Annotated in this window: 22 protein-coding genes; 11 read left to right on the top strand and 11 right to left on the bottom strand. The window is 72.4% G+C overall.

Going from position 1 to position 24,044, the window contains the following annotated elements; translation table 11 throughout:
• The first annotated feature begins 70 nt into the window (after positions 1-70).
• From AB0L89_RS08115 to serA, 4 genes are all read left to right on the top strand, one after another.
• On the top strand, positions 71-1,918 hold the full coding sequence (locus AB0L89_RS08115; protein ID WP_365136181.1) for an acetolactate synthase large subunit: 1,848 nt from the start codon (positions 71-73) through the stop codon (positions 1,916-1,918).
• 29 nt (positions 1,919-1,947) lie between these two features.
• Entirely contained in the window at positions 1,948-2,475 is a 528-nt protein-coding gene (gene ilvN, locus AB0L89_RS08110; protein WP_055700890.1) for an acetolactate synthase small subunit, read from the top strand.
• Between the two features lie 100 nt (positions 2,476-2,575).
• Positions 2,576-3,574, top strand: coding sequence for a ketol-acid reductoisomerase (gene ilvC, locus AB0L89_RS08105; protein ID WP_365136178.1), 999 nt, complete (start codon positions 2,576-2,578; stop codon positions 3,572-3,574).
• A gap of 320 nt (positions 3,575-3,894) precedes the next feature.
• On the top strand, positions 3,895-5,499 hold the full coding sequence (gene serA / locus AB0L89_RS08100; protein ID WP_365136175.1) for a phosphoglycerate dehydrogenase: 1,605 nt from the start codon (positions 3,895-3,897) through the stop codon (positions 5,497-5,499).
• A gap of 50 nt (positions 5,500-5,549) precedes the next feature.
• On the opposite strand, the gene AB0L89_RS08095 is transcribed toward serA, so the two are convergent.
• The gene (locus AB0L89_RS08095) at positions 5,550-7,109 is read right to left on the bottom strand and encodes an MFS transporter (RefSeq protein WP_365136172.1); all 1,560 of its coding nucleotides are present in this window, start codon (positions 7,107-7,109) and stop codon (positions 5,550-5,552) included.
• Between the two features lie 108 nt (positions 7,110-7,217).
• On the opposite strand from AB0L89_RS08095, the gene AB0L89_RS08090 reads away from it, so the two are divergent.
• Positions 7,218-7,802, top strand: coding sequence for a TetR/AcrR family transcriptional regulator (locus AB0L89_RS08090; protein WP_365136170.1), 585 nt, complete (start codon positions 7,218-7,220; stop codon positions 7,800-7,802).
• Between the two features lie 42 nt (positions 7,803-7,844).
• Here the strand turns inward: AB0L89_RS08090 and AB0L89_RS08085 are convergent, their stop codons facing one another.
• Positions 7,845-8,819 (bottom strand): HTH domain-containing protein, encoded by a 975-nt coding sequence (locus AB0L89_RS08085; protein WP_365136167.1) that lies wholly within the window; start codon positions 8,817-8,819, stop codon positions 7,845-7,847.
• A 151-nt stretch (positions 8,820-8,970) separates the two neighbouring features.
• Here AB0L89_RS08085 and AB0L89_RS08080 point away from each other — a divergent pair, with 151 nt between their 5' ends.
• Positions 8,971-10,209, top strand: a complete 1,239-nt coding sequence (locus tag AB0L89_RS08080; RefSeq protein WP_365136164.1) for an alpha/beta hydrolase — start codon at positions 8,971-8,973, stop codon at positions 10,207-10,209.
• Between the two features lie 137 nt (positions 10,210-10,346).
• Here AB0L89_RS08080 and AB0L89_RS08075 read toward each other — a convergent pair whose 3' ends face one another.
• Together AB0L89_RS08075 and AB0L89_RS08070 are read right to left on the bottom strand one after the other, a co-directional pair.
• A complete protein-coding gene (locus tag AB0L89_RS08075) occupies positions 10,347-10,697 on the bottom strand; it encodes a hypothetical protein (RefSeq protein ID WP_365136161.1) in 351 nt (116 codons plus the stop codon).
• A 96-nt stretch (positions 10,698-10,793) separates the two neighbouring features.
• Complete coding sequence (locus AB0L89_RS08070) at positions 10,794-11,999, bottom strand: helix-turn-helix domain-containing protein (protein ID WP_365136158.1); 1,206 nt, start codon at positions 11,997-11,999, stop codon at positions 10,794-10,796.
• Positions 12,000-12,161: 162 nt separating this feature from the next.
• Here AB0L89_RS08070 and AB0L89_RS08065 point away from each other — a divergent pair, with 162 nt between their 5' ends.
• Positions 12,162-13,088, top strand: coding sequence for a proline dehydrogenase family protein (locus tag AB0L89_RS08065; protein WP_365136155.1), 927 nt, complete (start codon positions 12,162-12,164; stop codon positions 13,086-13,088).
• Positions 13,089-13,141: 53 nt separating this feature from the next.
• Positions 13,142-14,773 carry an L-glutamate gamma-semialdehyde dehydrogenase gene (pruA, locus tag AB0L89_RS08060; RefSeq protein WP_365136153.1) on the top strand — a complete coding sequence of 544 codons (1,632 nt, stop codon included), beginning with the start codon at positions 13,142-13,144 and terminating at the stop codon, positions 14,771-14,773.
• 126 nt (positions 14,774-14,899) lie between these two features.
• Here the strand turns inward: pruA and bla are convergent, their stop codons facing one another.
• Positions 14,900-15,799: a class A beta-lactamase gene (bla, locus tag AB0L89_RS08055; RefSeq protein WP_365136150.1), complete on the bottom strand. Its 900-nt coding sequence runs from the start codon at positions 15,797-15,799 to the stop codon at positions 14,900-14,902.
• A gap of 29 nt (positions 15,800-15,828) precedes the next feature.
• Positions 15,829-16,203, bottom strand: a complete 375-nt coding sequence (locus AB0L89_RS08050; RefSeq protein ID WP_365136147.1) for a MerR family transcriptional regulator — start codon at positions 16,201-16,203, stop codon at positions 15,829-15,831.
• 75 nt (positions 16,204-16,278) lie between these two features.
• Between AB0L89_RS08050 and AB0L89_RS08045 the strand changes: the two genes are divergently transcribed.
• Positions 16,279-17,397 carry an alkene reductase gene (locus tag AB0L89_RS08045; protein WP_365136144.1) on the top strand — a complete coding sequence of 373 codons (1,119 nt, stop codon included), beginning with the start codon at positions 16,279-16,281 and terminating at the stop codon, positions 17,395-17,397.
• Here AB0L89_RS08045 and AB0L89_RS08040 read toward each other — a convergent pair.
• The 4 genes from AB0L89_RS08040 to AB0L89_RS08025 all read right to left on the bottom strand — a co-directional run bounded on the left by AB0L89_RS08040 (position 17,376) and on the right by AB0L89_RS08025 (position 20,950).
• The gene (locus AB0L89_RS08040) at positions 17,376-18,083 is read right to left on the bottom strand and encodes a nitroreductase family protein (protein ID WP_365136141.1); all 708 of its coding nucleotides are present in this window, start codon (positions 18,081-18,083) and stop codon (positions 17,376-17,378) included. The genes AB0L89_RS08045 and AB0L89_RS08040 overlap by 22 nt on opposite strands.
• 79 nt (positions 18,084-18,162) lie before the next feature.
• Positions 18,163-19,434, bottom strand: a complete 1,272-nt coding sequence (locus tag AB0L89_RS08035) for a lysophospholipid acyltransferase family protein (protein ID WP_365136138.1) — start codon at positions 19,432-19,434, stop codon at positions 18,163-18,165.
• Positions 19,434-20,294: a phosphatidate cytidylyltransferase gene (locus AB0L89_RS08030; protein ID WP_365136135.1), complete on the bottom strand. Its 861-nt coding sequence runs from the start codon at positions 20,292-20,294 to the stop codon at positions 19,434-19,436. Before AB0L89_RS08030 ends, AB0L89_RS08035 begins: the two co-directional genes overlap by 1 nt.
• The gene (locus AB0L89_RS08025; RefSeq protein WP_365136132.1) at positions 20,291-20,950 is read right to left on the bottom strand and encodes a CDP-alcohol phosphatidyltransferase family protein; all 660 of its coding nucleotides are present in this window, start codon (positions 20,948-20,950) and stop codon (positions 20,291-20,293) included. The genes AB0L89_RS08030 and AB0L89_RS08025 overlap by 4 nt, the downstream gene beginning before the upstream one ends.
• A 76-nt stretch (positions 20,951-21,026) precedes the next feature.
• Between AB0L89_RS08025 and AB0L89_RS08020 the strand changes: the two genes are divergently transcribed.
• Positions 21,027-21,554 (top strand): GNAT family N-acetyltransferase, encoded by a 528-nt coding sequence (locus AB0L89_RS08020; protein WP_365136129.1) that lies wholly within the window; start codon positions 21,027-21,029, stop codon positions 21,552-21,554.
• A gap of 41 nt (positions 21,555-21,595) precedes the next feature.
• Here the strand turns inward: AB0L89_RS08020 and AB0L89_RS08015 are convergent, their stop codons facing one another.
• The gene (locus AB0L89_RS08015) at positions 21,596-22,594 is read right to left on the bottom strand and encodes an NADP-dependent oxidoreductase (protein WP_365136126.1); all 999 of its coding nucleotides are present in this window, start codon (positions 22,592-22,594) and stop codon (positions 21,596-21,598) included.
• A 440-nt stretch (positions 22,595-23,034) separates the two neighbouring features.
• Here AB0L89_RS08015 and AB0L89_RS08010 point away from each other — a divergent pair, with 440 nt between their 5' ends.
• Positions 23,035-23,907, top strand: a complete 873-nt coding sequence (locus AB0L89_RS08010; protein ID WP_365137169.1) for a LysR family transcriptional regulator — start codon at positions 23,035-23,037, stop codon at positions 23,905-23,907.
• The last annotated feature ends 137 nt before the right edge of the window (positions 23,908-24,044 follow it).

Raw genomic sequence — 24,044 nt, 5'->3', positions numbered from 1 at the left:
GTTGCACTGGCACCCGCCAAACCCCTGCAAAACCCCCGCAAAAACCCTCAGCTTCGAGAAGAGAATGCCGATGACCGAGCAGGCCTCCGGGGCCCACCATCCGCAGCCGCGGCCCCGAACCTCAGGACACCAGTCCGCCCCCGTCGAGCACGTCACGGGTGCGCAGTCCCTCATTCGTTCTCTCGAGGAAGTCGGGGCCGACACGGTGTTCGGCATTCCCGGCGGCGCCATCCTTCCCGCGTACGACCCGATGATGGACTCCACCCGGGTCCGCCACGTCCTGGTCCGCCACGAGCAGGGCGCGGGCCACGCCGCCACCGGGTACGCGCAGGCCACCGGCAAGGTCGGCGTCTGCATGGCGACGAGCGGCCCCGGCGCCACCAACCTGGTCACGCCGATCGCCGACGCCCACATGGACTCCGTCCCGATGGTCGCCATCACCGGTCAGGTGGCCTCCAAGGCGATCGGCACGGACGCCTTCCAGGAGGCGGACATCGTCGGCATCACGATGCCGATCACCAAGCACAACTTCCTGGTCACCAAGGCCGAGGACATCCCGCGCACCATCGCCGAGGCCTTCCACATCGCCTCGACCGGCCGCCCGGGCCCCGTCCTCGTGGACATCGCGAAGGACGCGCTCCAGGCGCAGACGACCTTCTCCTGGCCGCCGCAGCAGGACCTGCCCGGCTACCGCCCGGTGACCAAGCCGCACGCCAAGCAGATCCGCGAGGCCGCCAAGCTCATCGCCGCGGCCAAGCGCCCGGTCCTCTACGTCGGCGGTGGTGTCCTGAAGGCCCGGGCCACCGCCGAGCTGAAGGTCCTGGCCGAGCTCACCGGAGCGCCCGTCACCACCACACTGATGGCGCTCGGCGCATTCCCCGACAGCCACCCGCTGCACGTGGGAATGCCGGGCATGCACGGTGCGGTCACCGCCGTCACCGCGCTGCAGAAGGCCGACCTGATCGTCGCCCTCGGCGCCCGTTTCGACGACCGCGTCACCGGCAAGCTGGACAGCTTCGCCCCCTACGCGAAGATCGTCCACGCCGACATCGACCCGGCCGAGATCGGCAAGAACCGCGCCGCCGACGTGCCGATCGTCGGTGACGCCCGCGAGGTCATCGCCGACCTCGTCCAGGCCGTCCAGGCCGAGCACACGGAGGGCCACAAGGGCGACTACACCGCCTGGTGGAACGACCTCAACCGCTGGCGCGACACCTACCCGCTCGGCTACACGCAGCCCGACGACGGTTCGCTCTCCCCGCAGCAGGTCATCGAGCGCGTGGGCCAACTGGCCCCCGAGGGCACGATCTTCGCGGCGGGCGTCGGCCAGCACCAGATGTGGGCCGCGCACTTCATCGAGTACGAGCAGCCGGCGACCTGGCTCAACTCCGGCGGCGCCGGGACGATGGGCTACGCGGTCCCGGCCGCGATGGGCGCCAAGGCCGGACAGCCCGACCGCACGGTCTGGGCGATCGACGGCGACGGCTGCTTCCAGATGACCAACCAGGAGCTCACCACCTGCGCCCTGAACAACATCCCGATCAAGGTCGCCATCATCAACAACGGCGCCCTCGGGATGGTCCGCCAGTGGCAGACGCTGTTCTACAACCAGCGTTACTCCAACACGGTCCTGCACAGCGGTCCCGAGGACATCGGCCCGAACAAGGGCACGCGCGTCCCGGACTTCGTGAAGCTGTCGGAGGCGATGGGCTGCGTGGCGCTGCGCTGCGAGCGCCCCGAGGACCTCGACAAGGTCATCGCCGAGGCCAACTCCATCAACGACCGTCCCGTCGTCGTCGACTTCATCGTCCACGAGGACGCCCAGGTCTGGCCGATGGTCGCCGCGGGCACCTCGAACGACGAGGTCATGGCCGCCCGGGGCGTCCGCCCCGACTTCGGCGACAACGAAGACGACTGAGACCGAGAGCGAAAGAGAGACCCAAGGCCATGTCCACCAAGCACACGCTCTCCGTCCTCGTCGAGAACACCCCCGGCATCCTCGCCCGGATCGCCGCCCTGTTCTCGCGCCGCGGCTTCAACATCGACTCGCTCGCCGTGGGCGTCACCGAGCACCCCGACATCTCCCGCATCACCATCGTCGTGAATGTCGAGGACCTGCCGCTCGAACAGGTCACCAAGCAGCTCAACAAGCTGGTCAACGTCCTGAAGATCGTCGAACTGGAGCCGGGCGCCGCGGTGGCCCGCGAACTCGTCCTGGCGAAGGTCCGCGCCGACAACGAGACCCGCTCCCAGATCGTCGAGATCGTCCAGCTGTTCCGCGCCAAGACCGTGGACGTCTCCCCGGAGGCCGTCACCATCGAGGCGACCGGCAGCAGCGACAAGCTGGAGGCCATGCTCAAGATGCTGGAGCCCTTCGGCATCAAGGAGCTCGTCCAGTCCGGCACGATCGCCATCGGCCGGGGCTCCCGCTCCATCACGGACCGCAGCCTGCGGGCGCTCGACCGCACGGCCTGAACCCACCCCCGGGCCCGCCCGCATGGCGAGACCCGTGAACTTCCCTCCCGGAACCCGCCGTACGGTGGGACGCAACACCAGCACACATAGGAGATTCCCAGTGGCCGAGCTGTTCTACGACGACGACGCCGACCTGTCCATCATCCAGGGCCGCAAGGTCGCGGTCATCGGCTACGGCAGCCAGGGCCACGCCCACGCGCTGTCGCTGCGTGACTCGGGTGTCGACGTCCGTGTCGGTCTGCACGAGGGCTCCAAGTCCAAGGCCAAGGCCGAGGAGCAGGGCCTGCGGGTCGTCACCCCCTCCGAGGCGGCGGCCGAGGCCGACGTCATCATGATCCTGGTGCCGGACCCGATCCAGGCCCAGGTCTACGAGGAGTCCATCAAGGACAACCTCAAGGACGGCGACGCCCTCTTCTTCGGCCACGGCCTGAACATCCGCTACGGCTTCATCAAGCCCCCGGCCGGCGTCGACGTCGCCATGGTCGCCCCCAAGGGCCCGGGCCACCTGGTCCGCCGTCAGTACGAGGAGGGCCGCGGCGTCCCGTGCATCGCGGCCGTCGAGCAGGACGCGACCGGCAACGGCTTCCCGCTGGCGCTCTCGTACGCCAAGGGCATCGGCGGCACGCGTGCGGGCGTCATCAAGACGACCTTCACCGAGGAGACCGAGACCGACCTGTTCGGCGAGCAGGCCGTGCTCTGCGGCGGCACCGCCGCGCTGGTCAAGGCGGGCTTCGAGACGCTGACCGAGGCCGGCTACCAGCCGGAGATCGCGTACTTCGAGTGCCTCCACGAGCTGAAGCTGATCGTGGACCTCATGTACGAGGGCGGCCTGGAGAAGATGCGCTGGTCCGTCTCCGAGACCGCCGAGTGGGGCGACTACATCACCGGCCCCCGCATCATCACGGACGCCACCAAGGCCGAGATGAAGAAGGTCCTCGCGGAGATCCAGGACGGCACGTTCGCCAAGAACTGGATGGACGAGTACCACGGCGGTCTGAAGAAGTACAACGAGTACAAGTCCCAGGACGAGAACCACCTCCTGGAGACCACGGGCAAGGAGCTGCGCAAGCTCATGTCTTGGGTCAACGACGAGGACTGACGTCGCCCCCGGGTCCGGGGCTCTGCCTCGGGGCTCCGCCCCGGACCCCGCTCCTCAAACGCCGGAGGGGCTGAATTTCGAGCTCCGCTCGCGTACTGCCGGAGGGTGGTGGTCCCTCCGGCATCCGGCGTTGTCCACCGCGTCCATCCACGGACGGGTGATCCTTCCACGGAGGCGCATGTGGAGCCCCGCCACGCCACTACACTGCTGTTCAACATTCGCGTCGGGCCCACAGCGTCGTGCGTCTTCCACGCGGCTAGCACCCTCCACCGCCTGCGGCCGTCGGGACGGCCGTCCGCAATGGACTTGTGAGGACTCACGTGAGCACTGCTGCCAACGGCAAACCCGTCGTACTCATCGCTGAAGAGCTGTCGCCCGCCACCGTCGACGCCCTGGGCCCGGACTTCGAGATCCGCCAGTGCAACGGCGCCGACCGCGCCGAGCTGCTGCCCGCCATCGCCGACGTCGACGCGATCCTGGTCCGCTCCGCGACCAAGGTCGACGCCGAGGCGATCGCCGCCGCCAAGAAGCTGAAGGTCGTCGCCCGCGCCGGCGTCGGCCTGGACAACGTGGACGTCTCCGCCGCCACCAAGGCCGGCGTCATGGTCGTGAACGCCCCGACCTCGAACATCGTCACCGCCGCCGAGCTGGCCTGCGGCCTGCTCCTGGCCACCGCGCGCAACATCCCCCAGGCCAACACCGCCCTGAAGAACGGCGAGTGGAAGCGCTCCAAGTACACGGGCGTCGAGCTGGCCGAGAAGACCCTCGGCGTCGTCGGCCTCGGCCGCATCGGCGCCCTCGTCGCGCAGCGCATGAGCGCCTTCGGCATGAAGGTCGTCGCCTACGACCCGTACGTGCAGCCCGCGCGCGCCGCGCAGATGGGCGTGAAGGTCCTGTCGCTGGACGAGCTGCTCGAGGTCGCCGACTTCATCACCGTCCACCTGCCCAAGACCCCCGAGACCCTCGGCCTCATCGGTGACGAGGCGCTGCACAAGGTCAAGCCGTCCGTCCGCATCGTGAACGCCGCGCGCGGCGGGATCGTCGACGAGGAGGCGCTGCACTCCGCACTCAAGGAGGGCCGCGTCGCGGGCGCCGGTCTCGACGTGTACGCGAAGGAGCCCTGCACGGACTCCCCGCTCTTCCAGTTCGACCAGGTCGTCTGCACCCCGCACCTCGGCGCCTCCACGGACGAGGCGCAGGAGAAGGCGGGCATCGCCGTCGCCAAGTCGGTGCGCCTGGCGCTCGCCGGCGAGCTCGTGCCGGACGCGGTGAACGTGCAGGGCGGTGTCATCGCCGAGGACGTGCGCCCCGGTCTGCCGCTCGCCGAGAAGCTCGGCCGCATCTTCACCGCGCTCGCCCAGGAGGTCGCGGCCCGTCTCGACGTCGAGGTGTACGGCGAGATCACCCAGCACGACGTGAAGGTGCTCGAACTCTCCGCGCTCAAGGGCGTGTTCGAGGACGTCGTCGACGAGACCGTCTCGTACGTGAACGCGCCGCTGTTCGCCCAGGAGCGCGGCGTCGAGGTCCGCCTCACCACCAGCTCCGAGTCGCCCGACCACCGCAACGTGGTCACCGTGCGCGGCACGCTCTCCGGCGGCGAGGAGATCGCGGTCTCCGGCACGCTGGCCGGTCCCAAGCACCTCCAGAAGATCGTCGCCATCGGCGAGTACGACGTGGACCTGGCGCTCGCCGACCACATGGTCGTCCTGCGGTACGCCGACCGTCCCGGTGTCGTCGGCACGGTCGGCCGCGTCCTCGGCGAGGCGGGCATCAACATCGCGGGCATGCAGGTCGCGCGTGCCGACGTGGGCGGGGAGGCGCTGGCCGTCCTGACCGTGGACGACACGGTGCCGCAGGCCGTTCTCAACGAGCTCGCGGCGGAGATCGGTGCGGAGTCCGCTCGCGCGGTGGACCTCACCGACTAGTACGCCGCGGCTTCGGCCGCCGAGGTTCACCGGCTTCGCCGAGTTCGTCCTCAAGCGCCGGACAGGCTGGATTCTTCCGCCTGTCCGGCGTTTTCGTGCTCCCGCTCACCGCGGTCCCCGGATGCCCGCACACCCCGCAGCGCCATCGACGCCAGCACCGCGGCCGCGAGCAGCAGTCCCGCGCCCGCCATCGCGGCGACGTGCATGCCGTCGGTGAACGCGCCCCGTGCGGCGGCCAGAAGGGCGTCCGCCGCGCGGTCCGGCAGGTGCTGCGCCGCCGCCACCGCGCCGCCCAGCGTCTCGCGGGCCTCGGCCGGGGCGGAGCCGGGGACCTGGCTCCGGTACACCGCGTTGCCGATCGAGCCGAGCAGGGCCATGCCCATCGCGCCGCCGAACTCCTGGCCCGTCTCCAGGAGCGAGGACGCGGTGCCCGCCTTCTCGGCAGGGGCCGCGCCGAGGGCCAGGTCGGTGAGCTGGGAGCCGATGATGACCGCGCCGCAGGCCAGCACGCCCGCCCCGGCGAGGACGAGCCAGAGGGAGTCGGTGCCGGTCAGGGCGAGCAGGCCGTAACCGCTCGCGGAGACGGCGAAGCCGGTGGCGACGACGTGGGCGCGGTCCATGCCGCGCTGCACGAGCACCGTGGCGACCGGCGCGGCGGCGCCGATGAGGACCGAGGGGAGCAGCGCCCACAGCGCCGCCTCCATCGCGCTCTTGCCCAGTACGGACTGCAGATACTGGGTGGTGAAGTACGCCGAACCCATCATCGCCAGCGAGGAGACGAGGTTCAGCGAGACGGCGGCGCCGAAGGCACGGCCCCGGCCGCGGAACAGGTCCGGCGAGATCATCGGTGACGCGGCGGTGCGCTGGCGGTGCACGAAGAGCGCGGCGAAGACGAGGCCGACGGCGACCGACGCGACGTAGGAGGGCCTGACGCCCTCGCTCGGCATCTCCTTGAGGCCCCAGACCAGCGGCAGCACGGCCGCCATGGACAGCGGCACGCTCAGCAGGTCGAAGCGGCCGGGCCGCGGGTCCTTGGACTCCGGGATGAGGAGCGGCGCGAGGACCAGGAGCAGCGCCATCGCGGGCAGGTTGACCAGGAACACCGAGCCCCACCAGAAGTGTTCGACGAGGACGCCGCTGAGCACCGAGCCCAGGGCCACGCCGGCCACGAGAACGGCCTGCCAGATGCCGATGGCCCGCGCGCGCTGCCCGTCGTCGCGGAACATGGTGCGCACGAGGGCCAGCGTGGACGGCATCAGGGTCGCGCCGCCGATGCCGAGGACCGCGCGGGCCGCGATCAGCATCTGGGGACTCGTGGCGTACGCGGCGGCCAGCGAGGCGGCGCCGAAGGCCGCGGCGCCGCACAGGAGGAGCCTGCGGCGGCCGATGCGGTCGCCGACGGCCCCCATCGTCATCAGCAGTCCGGCGAGCACGAACGCGTAGATGTCGAAGATCCACAGCTGTTGGGTACCGCTCGGCCGCAGGTCGGCGCTGATCTCCGGGACGGCGAAGTAGAGGACGGACACGTCCATCGAGACCAGGAGCAGCGGCAGCATCAGGACGGCGAAGGCGGTCCATTCCTTGCGGGTGGCGCGTGGGTTCGTCTGCATGGCCAGGACTGTACGCACGTCTTATACGGCTGTCTAGTACGGTCGTATAGATCGTGTGCGCAAGACACCGGTATGGGACGGCCGTATGGACCGGCGTAAGGTGCGCACATGGGACACCGTGAAGATCTGCTCGAAGGCGCCAAGCGCTGTCTGCTGGAGAAGGGCTTCGTCCGCACGACGGCCCGCGAGATCGTCAAGGAGTCGGGGACGAACCTCGCCTCGATCGGCTACCACTACGGGTCGAAGGACGCGCTGCTGGTGGAGGCGTTCGTCGGGCTCATCGAGGACATGACGGGCGCCTTCGAGCCGACGCCCGGCGAGGGGTTCGCCGCCGAGGGCGGATCGCTCGAACGGTTCCAGGAGCGGTGGGCGAACATCATCCGGTCGTTCCCCGAGACCCGTCCCATCTGGATGCTGACCCTGGAGGTCATCACCCAGGGGGAGCGGCTCACCCAGGTCCGCGAACTGCTCGCGAAGGCGCAGGGGGAGGGGCGCAGCGGGCTCGTCGCGCTGTTCACCGGCATCGAGGAGAGCGCGATCCCGGACGACGTCGTCGAGACCGAGGGCCGCTTCTACACCACGCTGCTCAACGGCCTGATGGTCCAGTGGCTCTTCGACCCGGACTCGGCGACGAGCGCCGAGCAGCTCACCGAGGGGCTGCGGCGTGTGATGGAGCGGGCCGACCCCCGGTAGGGGCGGCGGGGGCGACGTGCCGGCTCGTCGTCCGTGCCGGTCCTAGGGCCGATGGCGGCCGCGCAGCAACAGCGTCCCCAGCGGCGTCCGCCGGTGCAGGACCGCCCGTCCCGCGCGGACCGTCGTGATCAGGCCCGCGGCCCGCAGCGCGGCGGCGTGGGCGGAGACCGTGGCGTTGCTGACGCCGAGGCGCAGGGCGAGGCGGCTGGTGGTGTGCTCCTCGGTCAGCCGGAGCAGCATGTCGGCGCGGGTCCGCCCGAGCACCGCGGCGAGCGCGTCCTCCGTGTCGCCGCCCGGTCCCTCCGGAGAGAGCGGCAGGCCAGGGCCCGCGGGGCAGGTCAGGTGCGGGTCCTGGCCGGGCACGTCGGCGACGATCGGACGGCCGCTCCAGTGGAAGGTCGGCACGAGCACCAGGCCGCGGCCGCGCAGCTCGACGTCCCGCTCCCACGGCGCGTCGATCTCCCAGACGCCCTCGCGCAGCCGGGAGCCCGGGACGAACGTGGTGAGCGCGGCGCCGACACCGTGTTCGGCCGCGGTGAGCGCGTGCCGGGTGAACTCCGCCCGGTGCAGGTCCTGCACCAGCGGCCAGACGGGGCCGAGGAGCGCGTCGAAGGCCGTGTGCTGGGCGCGGCGCAGCAGGCGCCAGGCGTCGGCGTCGCCCCGGTGCAGACCGCGGATCCAGAGCGGGGCCCGGGACACGGAGGGGGCGTTCACCCGCTCGATCTCCGCGCGCACCAGCTCCGGGGGAGCGGCCCGGACGGTGTCCAGGCCCTCTTCGAGGCTGTCGCTGAAGACGTCGAGGAACACGGGCGCCCTTCCCCGGGGCACCAGGTCCGCCAGGGGTTCGACGGCGGCGGGCAGGGACCGCAGGGCCCGGCGTCGCCAGCGGCCGTAGAACACGTCGTCGCCGCCGGAGGACATCCTCATCAGGGCCGCGTTCAACTCCTGGAGGGGCGCGGGGCGGGGCGCGAAGCGGACGCGGGTGAAGTCGGCGGCCGTGCCATGGATCCGGATCACTGCGCTCCTCGGCGTCGTCGCGCCATCGTTTCGGACAGGGCCTCAACGATCGCCCGCCCCTGCCCCGGGACGCCAGCATGCGAGACGTACCTGACACCGGGACCGGCACCCGTGGGTCAGCGCATGGAGATCGGACGAGGGGAGAAGAGCCGTGCACACGAGCTTGCACACGAGGCGGGCCGTCACCGCGTCGGCCCTGCTGGGGGCCGCCGCGCTGTGGGCGGGCGGCGGCGGGACGGAGGCGTTCGCGCGGACCGGGGGCGCCCGCGCCGCGGACGGCCTGGTGCTGAGGCTGCCTGCGCCGACCGGCCCGTACCGGACCGGGGTCACCACGCTGTATCTGGTCGACCGCTCGCGGCGCGACCCGTGGACGCCCGCGATCCCCGTACGGGAGGTGATGGTCACGGTGCACTACCCGGCCCGCGCCGTCCAGGGCCGTCCCCTCGCCCGGCAGATGACCCGGGGAGCGGCCCGGCTGTTCGGGCAGATCGACGCGGCGGTGCACCGGCTGCCCCCGGCCGGCGTGGACTGGGCGGCGACCACGACCCACTCCCACCGGAACGCGCCCGTGCGGGCCGGCCGGTGGCCGGTGCTGCTGTACAGCCCCGGCGGCGGGGACCCGCGCACCCTCGGCACCGGGCTCGCCGAGGAACTGGCGGCCCACGGCCATGTCGTGGTGACCGTCGACCACCCCGGGGACACGAGCGAGGTGGAGTTCCCCGTCGCCATGCGAGGCAGGGAACGGGTCCGCGAGACCGTCTTCCGTGCGGATCCCCGGCTGGACGCACGGCAGTTCCGCACCGTGATCGACACCCGGGTCGCGGACGTCCGGTTCGTCCTGGACCGGTTGGAGGAGTGGGCGGCCGGAGGCAGCCCCGACGCGGCCGGGCGGGCGGTGCCCGAGGGGCTCGGCCGGGCGCTGGACCTGCGGCGCGTGGGTCTCTACGGGCATTCGGCGGGCGGCACCACCGCGGCCCTCGCGATGGACGAGGACCGACGCGTCGCCGTCGCGGTGAACCTGGAGGGCTTCCTCGACGAGGCACCCCCGGCGCCCGGTCGGGAGGGGCGGCTGTTCCCCGTGGCGCGGCACGGCACCGACCGGCCGCTGCTGCTCGTGGGCACCGACGGCTTTCCCGGCCGCACGGACCTGGAGCGTGCCTGGTCGGCCGTGCTCGCCCGGTCGCGGGGGCGCGCCCGCCGGGTGGGCGTCGACGACGCCGCGCACTGGGTGTTCACGGACTACGCGGCCATGGCGCCCCAGCTCCAGGCGGCCGGGCTGATGCCCGCCGCGGACCGTCTCGCGCTGGTCGGCGGGATCGGGCCGGACGTCGCGGTGCCGACCGTGCGCCACCACGTACGCGCGTTCTTCGCGCGGCACCTGCCCGCGTGAACCCTGCCGGCACCTGCCTCGCGTGAACCCTGCGGGCACCTGCCCGCAGGACACCGGCCGGCGGCGAGGGGTGCTCGCCGCCGGCCGGTGGACGGGGTGCTACTTGTTCCTCCCCCGCATCAACAAGTGAGGATTCACTACCACTTGATGCAGGTGGCGGGGACGTAGCCCTTCTTGTTGGTGCCGTACGGCGCGGCGTACAGCCACTTGTTGCTCTTCTTGCCGCACAGGTTGTACGAGCCGCCCTTGAAGGACGCGCCGTCGTGGCAGAGGAAGCCCTTCTTGCCCTTGTTCCACTGGCCGACCGCGGTGGCGCTCGTCTTGGGGTGGGTGCGCAGCTTCACCGTCTCCTTGGCGGGGACGTTGGTCATGCCCCGGGAGCAGTCGGGCTTCGTCGCGGCGACGGCGGTGCCGCCCGTGGCGAGGGTGGTGCCGACGAGGGCGACGGCGGAGAAGGCGACCGCGGGGGCCAACAGCCTGAACTTCATGAGGTGTTCGATCTCCCAGAGTGGGGGGATGAATGTTCGGACGCGGAGAACCGTACCGCCCCACGATCATGGCCGTAATCGTTCGTTGCCCGGTCCTTACAGTCGTGACGACTTCAGGACCATGTGCAGGAGCAGCCGGTCCTCGCCCTCGTCCAGGTCGAGTCCGGTGAGCTGCTCCACGCGCGAGAGGCGGTAGTAGAGCGTCTGGCGGTGGATGCCCAGCTCCGCGGCCGTGCGGCCCGCCTGCCCCGCGCAGTCCAGGAACACCTCGGCGGTGCGGGCCAGTTCGCGGTGGGCGTGGCTCAGGAGCTGGGTGCCCACCGGGTCGTGCGCGGCCTCCGGGGGCAGCGCGGTCAGGAGACGGTAGGGGCCCACGTCCGACCACTGGGCCACCGGCCCGAAGCGCCGCTCGGCGAGTGCCGCGCGGGCCGCCCCCGACGCCTCCCACCAGGCCGTGCCCAGGTCCTCCAGGCCGTGCCGGGACCCCGCGATGCCGGCCGCGGCCCCCGGCGCCGCGTCCAGGAGACGGGCGGCGGCCGTGTGCGCGGGCGACAGCGCGTCGGCCGAGCGCAGCCGCACCAGCGCCGCGAGGGACTGCGCGGTCGTGCCCCAGGGCACCGTGCACACCGCCGCCGCGCCCGGCACCGTACGGGCGGCGGGGGCGTCGTCCGGGTCCGCCGAGCGCCAGGGGGCCACGCAGACCACCGCGTGCAGGCCCTCGCCCCGGGGGCCGAGCGCGGTGCGCAGGGCGGCCACCGCCATGTCGCGCTGCCACCCCCGTTCGGCGGTCAGGACCGCGCGGAACTCCCGGGTCAGGTCGGCGCCCGCCTGCGCCTCGTCGGCGAGCAGCGCGCCGATCCTGGCGGCCACCTCCATGGCGGCGCTCAGCTGCTGCTCGGTGGGCCCCGGCTCACCGCCCAGGAGCCAGACGTAGCCCAGGGCGAAACCCCGATGGCGTACCGGCAGGCAGATGCGTCCGCGCAGGACGCCCGCCTCCGGGGTGGGCGGGATGCGGACCGGGGCGGTGGCCCGGGTGATGCCGAAGCTCTCGAACCAGGCGCGCACCTCGGCCGTGGAGCGGCGGGTCAGGATCGAGCGGGTCCTGACCGGGTCGAGGACGGTCGCGTCGAAGCCGCTGTCGCCGTCGCCCCCGCCGTCGTGCGCGCCGAAGGCGATCAGCTCGAAATCGCGGTTCTCCAGGGTCGCCGGGGCGCCCAGCAGCGCCGAGATCTCGTCGACCAGTTCTTGGTAATCGCCCTTCACCCCACCATTCTCGCGCAGCCCGTCCGTTCCTTCAGACATCTGTCTGAGATCCAGGGCACGGATGCGTGACAGCTGTCGATGGCCCACGATCGGAGGGATCCTTAAATTTCACGGTGGTTCTCCGTGCCGTACCGCCGCATTCCCCTTATGTAGGGCTATGCCGGTAGGGCACCCGCTTTCGTACACCCGTGGAGGTGCCCCGTGCTGGGTCCCGTGATCCTCGCCGCGTCGCGCAGCGACAAGATGCGCCGTTTCGTCTCGGCGGCCCCCGGCACCAAGCAGGTCGTCGCCCGTTTCATCGCCGGCGAGGGCGTCGACCAGGTGGTCCCGATCATCGTCGACGCCGCCGACAAGGGCCTTGAGGTCACCCTCGACGTGGTGGGCGAGGACATCACCACCGTCGAGCAGTCCCACGCCGCCCGCGACGCCTATCTGGAGCTCATCGAGCGCCTGAAGGACCTGGGCCTCGGCACCAGGGCCGAGATGTCCGTGAAGCTGTCGATGTTCGGCCAGGCGCTGGAGGACGGCCACGAGCTGGCCCTCGCCAACGTCCGCCCGGTCGTCGAGGCCGCCGCCGCCATCGGCACCACGGTCACCCTGGACGCCGAGGACCACACCACCCTCGACTCGATGTTCGCCATCCACGAGGAGCTGCGGAAGGACTTCCCGCAGACCGGCTGCGTCATCCAGGCCTACCTCTTCCGCACCGAGGCCGACGCCCGGCGCCTGGCCGAGAACGGCAGCCGCGTGCGCATCGTGAAGGGCGCCTACAAGGAGCCCGCCGAGGTCGCCTTCCAGGACAAGGCCGAGATCGACAAGGCGTACGTCCGGATCCTGCGCATCCTCATGGAGGGCGAGGGGTACCCGATGATCGGGTCCCACGACCCGCGCCTGATCTCCATCGCGCAGGAGCTCGCGCGGCGCGCCGGGCGCAAACTGGACGAGTACGAATTCCAGATGCTGTACGGCATCCGCAGCGACGAGCACCTGCGGCTCGCCGCCGAGGGCCACCGCATGCGCGTCTACACCGCCTACGGCACCGACTGGTACGGCTACTTCATGCGCCGCCTCGCCGAGAAGCCCGCCAACCTGCTCTTCTTCGCCCGCTCCATCCTCACCAAGGACTGAACCAAGGGCTGAGCTCCCAACCCCCTCGACCCTCTTAAGGAGATACGGAACTCATGGACGCTGTGACCCAGGTCCCCGCCCCGGTCAACGAGCCGGTACACGGTTACGCCCCCGGCTCCCCGGAGCGCGCCCGCCTCGAGGCCAAGCTCAAGGAGCTCGCCGAGAACCCCATCGAGCTGCCGATGACCATCGGCGGCGTCAAGCGCCTCGGTGGCGGCGAGCCCTTCCAGGTCGTGCAGCCGCACAACCACAAGGCCGTCATCGGCACCGGCCGCGGCGCCACGCAGCAGGACGCCCAGGACGCGATCGACGCCGCCCTGGCCGCCGCCCCGGCGTGGCGCGCGATGTCCTTCGACGACCGCGCCGCGATCATCCTGCGCGCCGCCGAGCTGCTCTCCACGACGTGGCGCGAGACCATGGCCGCCTCCACGATGCTCGGCCAGTCCAAGACCGCACAGCAGGCCGAGATCGACACGCCCTGCGAGCTCGTCGACTTCTGGCGCTTCAACGTGAAGTACGCCCGTGACATGCTCGCCGAGCAGCCCCCGGCGAACTCCACCGGCGTCTGGAACCGCCTGGACCACCGCCCGCTGGAGGGCTTCGTCTACGCGATCACGCCGTTCAACTTCACGGCCATCGCGGGCAACCTCCCCACCGCCCCGGCCCTGATGGGCAACGTCGTGGTGTGGAAGCCGTCCCCGACGCAGACGCACGCCGCCGTGCTGCTCATGCAGCTCCTGGAGGAGGCCGGTCTGCCCAAGGGCGTCATCAACCTCGTCACGGGCGACGGCATCGCCGTCTCCGAGGTCGCCCTCAACCACCGCGACCTGGCCGGCATCCACTTCACCGGCTCGACCCCGACCTTCCAGCACCTGTGGAAGACGGTCGGCGAGAACATCGCCAAGTACCGCACGTACCCCCGTCTGGTCGGCGAGACCGGCGGCAAGGACTTCGTCGTCGCCCACCCGAGCGCCGACCGCGCCGTCCTGAAGACCGCGCTGACCCGCGGCTCCTTCGAGTACCAGGGCCAGAAGTGCTCCGCGACCTCGCGCGCCTACGTCCCGGCCTCCATCTGGAACTCCGGCTTCAAGGAGGAGTTCGCGGCCGAGGTCGACGGCATCACGATGGGTGACGTCACCGACCTGTCGAACTTCATCGGCGCCGTCATCGACGACCGCTCGTTCGCCAAGAACAAGGCGGCCATCGACCGCGCCAAGGCCGACGACTCCTGCACGATCATCGCGGGCGGCACCTACGACGACTCGGTGGGCTACTTCGTGCGCCCGACCGTCGTCGAGTGCGCGGACCCGGAGAACGAGGTCTTCAAGACCGAGTACTTCGGCCCGTTCCTCGCCGTGCACGTCTACGAGGACGACCAGTACGACGCCATGCTGGAGCAGATGGAGTCGGCGTCTGACTACGCGCTCACCGGTTCGGTCATCTCCAACGACCGCGCCGCCGCCGCGTACACGATGGAGAAGCTCCGCTACGCCGCGGGCAACTTCTACATCAACGACAAGTCGACCGGCGCCGTCGTCGGCCAGCAGCCCTTCGGCGGCGGCCGCGCCTCCGGCACCAACGACAAGGCCGGTGCCCCGCAGAACCTCCAGCGGTGGACGCTGACCCGCGCCATCAAGGAGACGCTGGTCCCGCCGACCGAGTACGGCTACCCGCACATGGGCTGACGCCCCCCAGGGCCGCACGGCCCTCCCTGAACCCCGCCTCCGACCCGGGCCCCACCCCGGTCGGAGGCGGTGTCTTTTCCCACGCCCTCTTTTCCGGTTTCTCTTTTCTCTTTTCCGGGTCCGCGCTCAGGTCAGGGCGTCGACCACGATCCGGGTGATGTCCTCGGCGATCCTGTCCTCGCCCGGCGTGTCCGGGTCGAGGCGCGTCGTGTAGACCGAGACGACCAGCGGGGCCCGCCTGGGCGGCCAGGCCACGGCGACGTCGTTGACCCCTCCGTAGGCGGGGGAGCCCGTCTTGTCGCCGACCCGCCAGCCCTCGGGGAGCCCGGCGCGGATCCGCTTGTCGCCGGTGGTGTTCTCCAGAAGCCACCGGATCAACTGGTCGCGGTCGCGCGGGTGGAGGGCGTCGCCGAGGACGAGCCCGCGCAGGTTCCCGGTCATCGCCGCGGGCGTGGTCGTGTCGCGCCGGTCGCCGGGGATGTTGGTGTTGAGGTCGGTCTCCCACCGGTCCAGGCGGGTGTGCGAGTCGCCGATCGAGCGCGCGAACTCGGTGATGCCCGAGGGCCCGCCGATGCGCCGCATCAGCAGATTGGCGGCGGCGTTGTCGCTGTAGGTGATCGTCGCGTCGCACAACTCCCGTACCGTCATGCCGGTTTCGAGGTGCATCTCGGTGCGCGGCGAGTGCGCGACGAGGTCGTCGCGGCCGTACCTGATCAGTACGTCGAGCAGTCCGGGTTCCTGCTCGCGCGCCCGGCGCAGGATCGCCGCGGCGGCCAGGACCTTGAACGTCGAGGCGATCGCGAAGCGTTCGTCGGCGCGGTAGCCGACGGTGGCGCCGGTGCCGGTGTGCAGCGCGTGCACGCCGATCCGGCCGGGGTAGCTCTTCTCCAGCTCGCGCAGCCGCCGCCGGGTGTCGGTGGCGGCCGCCTCGTGCGCGGCGGCCGTGCCGGCGTCGGACAGCGTGAGGAGAACGGGCGCGGCGGCCGCGGTGCCGAGGAGCGTTCTGCGGGAGGAGGTTAATTTCATGATCCCGACCGTACCGGGCTCGGCCGCGGCTACGCCGTGGCCCGGGGGCCCGGGGCCGCGGCCGAGATCACCTCGTCCAGGACGTCGCGCGCCCGCAGCAGATCCGCCACCTGCCGGTCGATCCGCTCCCGCTCCCTGACCAGCTCGGCCGCGAGCCACGGCGTCGCCCGCTCGGAGGGGCCGCCGTCCTGGTCCCGCATGCACGGCAGCAGATGGTAGATCTTCGAGCTGCACAGGCCCGCCGCGAACAGTTCCTGGATGTGGACGACGCGGTCCACCGCGGCCTCCGGGTAGTCGCGGTGGCCGCCCGGGGTGCGCTCCGCGTACAGCAGGCCCTGCTTCTCGTAGTAGCGCAGGGACCGCTCGCTCACAGCGGTACGCTTCGCCAGCTCGCCGATCCTCATGTCCCGGGCTCCCTCGTCCTCGTACGCGAACGCGCACTTGAATCTGACACTGGTGTCAGCTTCTACCGTTCCGGCATGACGAACACCACGCTTCTCGCCCCGTATTCCGCAGGCCCCCTCGGCCTCCTCGCCAACCGCATCGTCATGGCCCCCATGACCCGCGCCCGCGCCGCCGACGACGGCACCCCGCTGCCGGTCGTCGCCGACTACTACGCCCAGCGCGCGAGCGCCGGACTCATCGTCACCGAGGGCATCTGGCCCAGCAGCCGCGGCCAGAGCGGCTGGCGCTACCCCGGCCTGGAGACCGCCGCGCACATCGAGGGCTGGCGGCGGGTGACCGACGCCGTGCACGCCGCCGGCGGCCGGATCTACGCACAGCTGATGCACGGCGGCCGCAACGGCCACCCGCTGGCCCGCATCGACGGCGACCTGCCGCCCGCGCCCTCGGCCGTCACCCCGCCCGGACACGCGCACGGCCCCGACGGCAGCAAGCCCGACTACGTCGCCCCGCGCGAGATGACCCTCGACGACATCCGCACCGCGGTCCAGGACTTCGCGGACGCCGCCCGCAACGCCATCGAGGCCGGCTTCGACGGCGTCGAACTGCACGGCGCCAACAGCTACTTGATCCACCAGTTCCTCGCCGACAACACCAACCTGCGCGACGACGCGTACGGCAGAGGCTCCGTCGCCGACACCATCCGCTTCGCCGTCGAGGTCGTGCGCGCCGTCGCCGACGCGATCGGCGCCGAGCGGCTCGGGCTGCGCCTCTCGCCCGGCAACCCGCAGTTCGGCATGGCCGAGGCCGACCCCGGACCGGTCTACCGCGCGCTGCTCGACGAGATCGACGGACTCGGCCTCGCCTACCTCCACCTCACCGACAACGACACCTACCCCGCCCTGGCCGACCTGCGCCCCCACTGGCACGGCATCCTCATCGGCAACGTCGGCGAGAACGGCGACCCGACGACGAAGCGGGCGGGCGAAGCCCTGCTCGCCGCCGGGACCGCCGATCTCGTCTCGTACGGCAGGTCGTTCATCTCCAACCCCGACCTGCCGGAACGGTTCGCGGCCGACGCGCCCCTCCAGGAGATCGACGCGGCGCACCTCTACACCAACGGCGCGGAGGGCTACACCGACTACCCGTCCCTGGCGGACCTGCTGGTGTCCGCTCAGACCTCCACGAGGACCTGATCGAGCGATTTCCGTACGAGGTCGGGGACCTGGCAGTCCGCCGCCGGATAGCCCACCGGGATCACCGCGAACGCCTTCTCGTTCTCGGGGCGGCCCAGCACCTGCGACAGGAAACGCATCGGGCTCGGCGTGTGGATCAGCGCGGCCAGACCCGACAGGTGCAGCGCGGACAGCAGCATCCCCACCGCGATGCCGACCGACTCGTCCACGTAGTAGTGCTTGTGCTTGGTGCCGTCCTCGCCCAGCCAGTACCGCTGCTGGAAGACGACGATCAGCGCGGGCGCGTCCGTCAGGTGCGGCTTGACCTCGTCCGTGCCGAGCGGGCGCAGGGCGGCGAGCCACTCCTCGCCGAGCCGCCCGTCGTAGGAGATCTGCTCCTCGTGCTCGGCGGCCTCGCGGATGCGGCGGCGTATCTCCGGGTCCTGCACGAGGACGAACGTCCAGGGCTGCTGGTGCGCCCCGGACGGCGCGGTCGCCGCGCACGCGATGGCGTCGCGCACGACCTGGGCGGGCACGGGGTCCGGCGCGAACTGCCGCACCGTCCGGCGCTCCCGCATCCGGTCCTTCAACTGCGCCGAGTGCGCCAGGGATTCGGCCTCGGGCATGCGCTCCGGACGGTAGGGAACGGAGCGGTAGGGCTCGCCGTGGATGGGTGTCCACTCTCGCTGCTGCTGGTTCTCAGGCATGGGTCAGATTCTGCGGCGGGCGGAGGTGTTCGCGCCATGGTGCAGACCAACTCCGGGAGCGGAGAGGCGCGGTGCCGGGTCAGCTCCACCCGGCCACGATCAGCGAGAGGCCGACCGTGAACCCGGCGCCCAGCAGCACCAGATAGACGCCGTAGAGCCGCCGCAGCCGGTGCGCGAGGAAGCCGAGGGTGCCGAACAGCAGGCCGACGGTGAGGGTGCGGGAGCCGCGCGAGAGCGCCGAGCGGGCCAGCCAGTCGGACGGCGCGACGTCGGCGCGGCCCGCCTCCCGCGCGTACACCTTGAACGGGATGCCGTTCCACGGCTGGTGGCGCACGGCCGCCGCCGACTCCACGGACAGCTCGTGGCGCACCTCGGCGCGCATGCGGTCCGTGGTCAGGGGCTGGGGCAACGACACGCCGGACGCGGCGAGTTGCAGGGCCAGCAGGCCGCCGGCGAGGCTGCCCGCGAGCGCCGCCAGCGACAGCTTCAGGGCCCGCCGTGGCACCGCCACGCAGGCGATCGCGAGGAACAGCTCCGGCATCAGCGGCCAGCTCAGCGCCTCCGCGCCCGCCCACGCGAAGCCGAGTGCCGACCCGAGGCGCGAGCCCGCGACGGCGGCGGTCTTCCTGCGCGCGCGGGAGTCGGCGAGCGGCTCCTCGGTCGTACGCCGGTGCAGCGCCGCCACCGCGTCGCGCGCCTCGTCCGGCGTGGCCGAGGCGGGCAGCGGCGCGCCGACGGCGACCCGCACCAGGGCCGGGCGGAGCCTGCCGTGCTTGGGCAGCAGCCGGTCCGTGCCCGCGATGGCGACCGGTACGACCGGGACGCCCGCATGGGTGGCGAGGACCAGCGCGCCGCGGTGGAACGAGCCCAGCTCGCCGTCCCGCGCGCGGGTCCCCTCCGGGAAGAGGACCACGGCACGGCCCGCGCGCAGGTCGTCCGCCCTGGCCAGCAGGTCGTCCAGGCCGCCGCCGGTACGGCGCACCGGGAAGCCGGCGGCCAGGCGGCTGCAGATCCGCCTGCGCCACGGCGAGGCGAACCAGTAGTCGGCGGCGGCGCCGATCGCCGGGGCGTGCCGGGCGTCCAGCGCGGCGAGCAGGGCGGCGGTGTCGGCGTGGGAGGAGTGGTTGGCGACGACGACGCAGCCGCCGCGGGGGAGGCGTCCGCGCCGCGTGATCCCTCCGGTCAGGGTGAGCAGGGTCCACCACAGTGCCCGGCGGAGCAGTGCCGCGAGGGGGCTGCGTGGGGCGGGCGCGTGACGCGGCCGGTCACCGGCTGCGCCGAGTTCGTCCGTGAGCGTCGGTCGGGCCGAACGACCCGCCGTACCGCACGGCATCCGGGGTCCCCCGCCCATCACGTCACCACCATCGTCAGCAACAGCGCCACGAGCAGCGAGTCGATGCGGTCCAGGAGGCCGCCGAACCCCGGGAGCCAGCTGCCCGCGTCCTTCACGCCCGACTCGCGCTTGACCATCGACTCCAGGAGGTCGCCGAGGACGCAGCCGACGAGGACCGCCGCCCACAGGGCGAGGGAGAACGCGCCGACCGCGGCCAGCGCGGCGGCCGTCGCGGCGGCAGCGCCCACGACACCCGCCCGGGTCTTGTTCGGCGACAGCGGGGAGAGGGGACGGGACAGCGGACCCCGGCGGCCGAGCGCCGTGCCGCCGCACCAGGCGCCCACGTCCCCGAAGGCCACCGCGACGCCGACCGCGACCGCCGTGTCGCCGAGCAGCACGAGGCCGGTCAGCGGGACCGGGATCCACAGCAGACCGAACACCGTGCGGCACGCGCGCGTGAAGCCCGTGGCGGTGTCTCCGGAGAGGAGCGCCACCGACGCGGCGGCGATCAGGAGTACGCCCGCCGTGCGCAGATCGAGGGCCCCGGGCGCCGCCCACGCGAGGCCGGGCAGCGCCACGGCCGCCGCCCCCAGGACGATCCGCTCGCCCCGGGGCAGGCCCGCCATCCGCGCGTACTCGCCGACCGCGACCACCCCGAGCCCGGCCGCGAGCGCGAACGCCCCGGCCCGCCCCAGGAAGAACGCCCCCAGGAACAGCGGCGCGGCCAGCGCCCAGGTCCGCCACCGCCTGCGCAGCTCGGCCCGCATCCCCACCCGCGAGGGCAGCGCCGCGACCGCGACCCCGCCCGCGCCGAGCACCCCGGCGACCACGGGCACCGCCCGCCCCGCGACCTCCCCGGCCACGAACACCGCGCTCATCGCGCACCCCGAGCGCCCACCAGGGCGTCCGTGCCCGCCGTCTCCGCCGTCTCCGCCGTGTCCGCCGTGTCCGCTGGGGTCGCCGTGCCCAGCTCCCGCCACAGCCGCCCGCACCGCAGTGCCGCCGTCAGGAACGAACCCGCCGCGATCACCGCGAGCACCGGCACCGCCCACCCGGACGCCGCCGCCACCACGACCAGCGCGCAGCGCTCCGTCTTGCCGACCGGGCCGCTGTTCAGCCGCCCCGCGCCGGCCGCCGCGCCCGCGAGCGACACCCACGACGGCAGCGTCGCCGCGAGGCCCGCCGTCGCCACCAGCCACAGCGGAGCGAGCGGCAGGAACCCGGCGAGGACGATCAAGTCGGCCGCACGGTCGCCCAGTTCGTTGAGCAGCGAGCCCCGGCGCGTCGTACGCCCGGTGTCACGGGCGAGCGCGCCGTCGAGGTTCGCGAAGGCCAGGCGCGCGGCGAGCAGCACCGCCACCAGCGGTGCCGAGACCCCGAAGGGCAGCAGGCCGAGGGCCACGGCCGCGCCCGCCGCGCAGACCACGCCCGCCGCCGTGAGGGTGTCGGGCGACACCTCGCGGCGGACGAGCGCGGCACGCACGCCGGACAGCTTGTCCGCGTACCAGGGCTTGAGAGCGTAGAGGCCGTTCATGGCACCGACTCTGCCGCCGGGCGGGCGCGCGCGGATCTGTGTGCGTACTCAGATCGGGGCTGAGTACGGTGGGTGCGTGAACACCCTGCGTACGGCCCACACCAGCGATCTGACGGCGGCCGAACTGCGCGCCGCCCGCGCCCTCATGGACGAGGCGTTCGACGGCGACTTCACCGACGAGGACTGGGACCACGGCCTCGGCGGCGTCCACGCGGTGGTGCACGACGCCGGGGGCGCGCTGCTCGCGCACGGCTCCGTGGTCCAGCGCCGGATCCTCCACAACGGCCGTTCCCTGCGGGTCGGTTACGTCGAGGCGGTCGCGGTGCGGCCCGACCGGCACCGGCAGGGACTCGGCGGGCAGGTGATGAGCGTCCTGGAGCGCGTCATCGACGGCGCGTACGCGCTGGGCGCGCTGTCGGCGTCGTCCGAGGGCGAGCGGCTCTACCTCGGGCGCGGCTGGGTCGCGTGGCAGGGCGCGGTCGGCACGCTGGGGCCCGCGGGCGTGCTCCACCTGCCGGACGAGGACCCGCCCCTCCTGTGGCACGCGGACCTCGACCCGGCGCACGAGCTGCTCATCGACTGGCGGGACGGGGACGTGTTCTAGGCGGTGTGTTCTGGGCGGTGTGTTCTGGGTGGTGCTGTGTTCTAGGCGGCGCGGACGATCATCTTTCCGCGGTTCTCGCCCCGCAGCATCCCGAGGAACGCGTCCACGATGTGTTCGAACCCCTGGACCACCGTCTCGTCGAGGCCGACCCGCCCGCTCCGCAGATGCGGCACGACGAACTCGTGCAACTCCTCTTGTACGTCACGGTGGTTGGCGACGAGGAAGCCCTCCATGCGCAGGCTCTTCTCGACGATGTCGGGGAGGTTGCGCAGCGCGTACGGTGCGCCCGTGGCGTTGTACTGGGCGATGGTGCCGATCCGCACGATCCGGCCGTACTCGCGCAGCGAGGAGATCGCGGCCTCCAGGTGCTCGCCGCCGACGTTGTCCATGTAGACGTCGATCCCGTCGGGCGCCGCCTTCGCGAGGAGGTCGGCCGTCGGGCCCGCGTGGTAGTCGAAGACCTCGTCGTATCCGACGTGTTCGGTGAGGTACGCGGCCTTCGCCGCCGTGCCCGCGCTGCCGACGAGCCGTCCGGCGCCCATCAGGCGCGCGAGACGCCCGGTCGCGGTGCCGACGCCGCCGCCCGCCGCGGAGACGAACAGGTCCTGTCCCGCGCGGAGTTCGGCGACGCGGGTCAGGCCGACGTACGCGGTCAGGCCGGTGCCGCCGAGGATGCCCAGGTGCGCGGAGAGCGGCACGCCGTCGAAGCGGGGGACCGGGCGGGCCTCTTCGGCGGTGACGACCGCGTGCGTGCGCCAGCCCTTGCGGTGGAAGACGATCTCGCCCTCGGGCAGCGCGGGGGTGCGGGAGGCGACGACGCGGCCGAGCGTGCGGCCCTCCAGGGGGGCGTGCAGCGCGAAGTCGCCGTCCATCATCTCGCGGTGGTAGGGGTCGACGGACCAGTAGAGGTTCTCGACGAGGGCGGTGCCGGGCGCGGCCTCGGGAACCGCCGACTCGACGAAGGCGAAGTGGTCGGGGGTGGGGAAGCCGTGGGGGCGGGCGGTCTGGTGGACGGTGAGCGCGGTGGCGTCGGTGTTCATGGCGCAGACGGTAGGAAGGAATGCGGGGCCGGGGGAGAGGGTTGCGCTCATGGAACGGCCCGAACCATGAGGGCCCCTCATAGGACGAGGTGAGCGCCTTGCCGACGGCCTCCGAAGCGAAGGAGTACCGGACGGAGCCCGTCTTGACGGAGCCCGTTCCGACGAGGTCCGTCCTGACGGAGCCCGTCCTGACGGAGCCCGTCTCGATGGAGCCGGTCCCGACGAAGTCCGGCCCTACGGAGCCCGATCGGGCGAGCGCTTCCCCGGCGAAGGCGTCCCGGGCCGGACGCGCCCCGGCGCGGTCCGATCAGGCCGGTGCCTCCCCGGCGAAGGCCTCCCGGGCGAAGGTCTCCCGGGCGAAGGCCTCCCCGGCAAAGGCCTCCCCGGCAAAGGCCTCCCGGCCCGAGCCCGCCCCGAAGCCCCCCGTCGCCACCGCCTCCCTGCCCACCGACCTCGCCCCGCACGAGCTCCGCATTCTCGTCGCCGTCGAGGCCGAGCGCGGGTTCTCCGCGGCGGCGCAGGTGCTCGGGCTCACGCAGTCCGCGGTGTCCCACTCGATCCGCGGCAGCGAACGCAAGATCGGTGCGGTCCTCTTCGAGCGCGGGCGCAAGGGGGCGACGCCGACGGCCGCGGGTGCCGCCGCGGCCGCCCACGCCCGCCGCGTCCTGCGGCTCCTCGACACACTCGTGACCGAGGCCCGCGGCGCCGGGCGCGGCGAGGTCACCGGCCCTTTGCGCATCGCCGCCTTCCGCAGCGCGGCCCTGCACCTGCTCCCCGCCGCCCTCGCCCGGCTGACCGCCCGCCACCCCGGCGTCGAGCCCGAGGTCCGCGTGGTGCGCGAGCTCGGCGCGGGCACCGCGGGCGAGGTCGCCGCGGGCCGCGCCGACGTGGGCATCGCGACGATCGGCCCGTCCTCGCCCGTGCCCGCCGGGCTCATCGGCGACGTACTCCTGGAGGAGCCCTACGCGCTCGTGCACCCGGCGGGACACCCCGACCCGCGCTCGCTGCCGCTGGTGGACTGGCACGAGAACTGCGGCTCCTACACCCGGGAGTGGTGGCGCAGGCAGGACTGGATCCCCAGGGCGACCGTCCTGACCGAGGACGACGGAGCGGTGCTCTCGATGGTGAGCAACGGTCACGGCATGGCGATCATGCCCGCCCTCTCCCTGACCGGAGCACCGGACACGATCGAGATCAGTGATCTCGGAACGGAGCGCCCGACCCGCTCCGTGGGCTATGTCACCACCCCTGAGCTGGCCTCTTCCCTCGCCGTGCGGGCCCTGATCCGTGAGCTCAGGGCGGTGCGCGGATGATGCCCGTCTCAGATAGTAGGAAGTCCGAGTAATTGTGGAGACAGACGCTCCGTCCTCCCTTAGCTTTGTAGGAGCCGAACGTCTCGCTCGATCAAGCGACTGGCGGTCGTGAGCCGGAGCCCCACGCAGGCGAACCC

Source organism: Streptomyces sp. NPDC052114, from assembly GCF_040680155.1.
Classification (GTDB): Bacteria; Actinomycetota; Actinomycetes; order Streptomycetales; family Streptomycetaceae; genus Streptomyces.
Note: the sequence above shows the minus strand (reverse complement) of the source record. Positions and strands in the feature narration are given on the sequence as shown.

Excerpts from the sequence above, each read along its gene's own strand:
- AB0L89_RS08045 (WP_365136144.1), top strand. The coding sequence starts at position 16,279 with ATGACGAACACCACGCTTCTCGCCCCGTATTCCGCAGGCCCCCTCGGC.
- AB0L89_RS08050 (WP_365136147.1), bottom strand. The coding sequence starts at position 16,203 with ATGAGGATCGGCGAGCTGGCGAAGCGTACCGCTGTGAGCGAGCGGTCC.
- AB0L89_RS08040 (WP_365136141.1), bottom strand. The coding sequence starts at position 18,083 with ATGCCTGAGAACCAGCAGCAGCGAGAGTGGACACCCATCCACGGCGAG.
- AB0L89_RS08015 (WP_365136126.1), bottom strand. The coding sequence starts at position 22,594 with ATGAACACCGACGCCACCGCGCTCACCGTCCACCAGACCGCCCGCCCC.
- AB0L89_RS08035 (WP_365136138.1), bottom strand. The coding sequence starts at position 19,434 with ATGGGCGGGGGACCCCGGATGCCGTGCGGTACGGCGGGTCGTTCGGCC.
- AB0L89_RS08025 (WP_365136132.1), bottom strand. The coding sequence starts at position 20,950 with ATGAACGGCCTCTACGCTCTCAAGCCCTGGTACGCGGACAAGCTGTCC.
- bla (WP_365136150.1), bottom strand. The coding sequence starts at position 15,799 with ATGAAATTAACCTCCTCCCGCAGAACGCTCCTCGGCACCGCGGCCGCC.
- AB0L89_RS08075 (WP_365136161.1), bottom strand. The coding sequence starts at position 10,697 with ATGAAGTTCAGGCTGTTGGCCCCCGCGGTCGCCTTCTCCGCCGTCGCC.
- AB0L89_RS08115 (WP_365136181.1), top strand. The coding sequence starts at position 71 with ATGACCGAGCAGGCCTCCGGGGCCCACCATCCGCAGCCGCGGCCCCGA.
- AB0L89_RS08090 (WP_365136170.1), top strand. The coding sequence starts at position 7,218 with ATGGGACACCGTGAAGATCTGCTCGAAGGCGCCAAGCGCTGTCTGCTG.
- AB0L89_RS08070 (WP_365136158.1), bottom strand. The coding sequence starts at position 11,999 with ATGTCTGAAGGAACGGACGGGCTGCGCGAGAATGGTGGGGTGAAGGGC.
- ilvN (WP_055700890.1), top strand. The coding sequence starts at position 1,948 with ATGTCCACCAAGCACACGCTCTCCGTCCTCGTCGAGAACACCCCCGGC.
- pruA (WP_365136153.1), top strand. The coding sequence starts at position 13,142 with ATGGACGCTGTGACCCAGGTCCCCGCCCCGGTCAACGAGCCGGTACAC.
- AB0L89_RS08095 (WP_365136172.1), bottom strand. The coding sequence starts at position 7,109 with ATGCAGACGAACCCACGCGCCACCCGCAAGGAATGGACCGCCTTCGCC.
- AB0L89_RS08030 (WP_365136135.1), bottom strand. The coding sequence starts at position 20,294 with ATGAGCGCGGTGTTCGTGGCCGGGGAGGTCGCGGGGCGGGCGGTGCCC.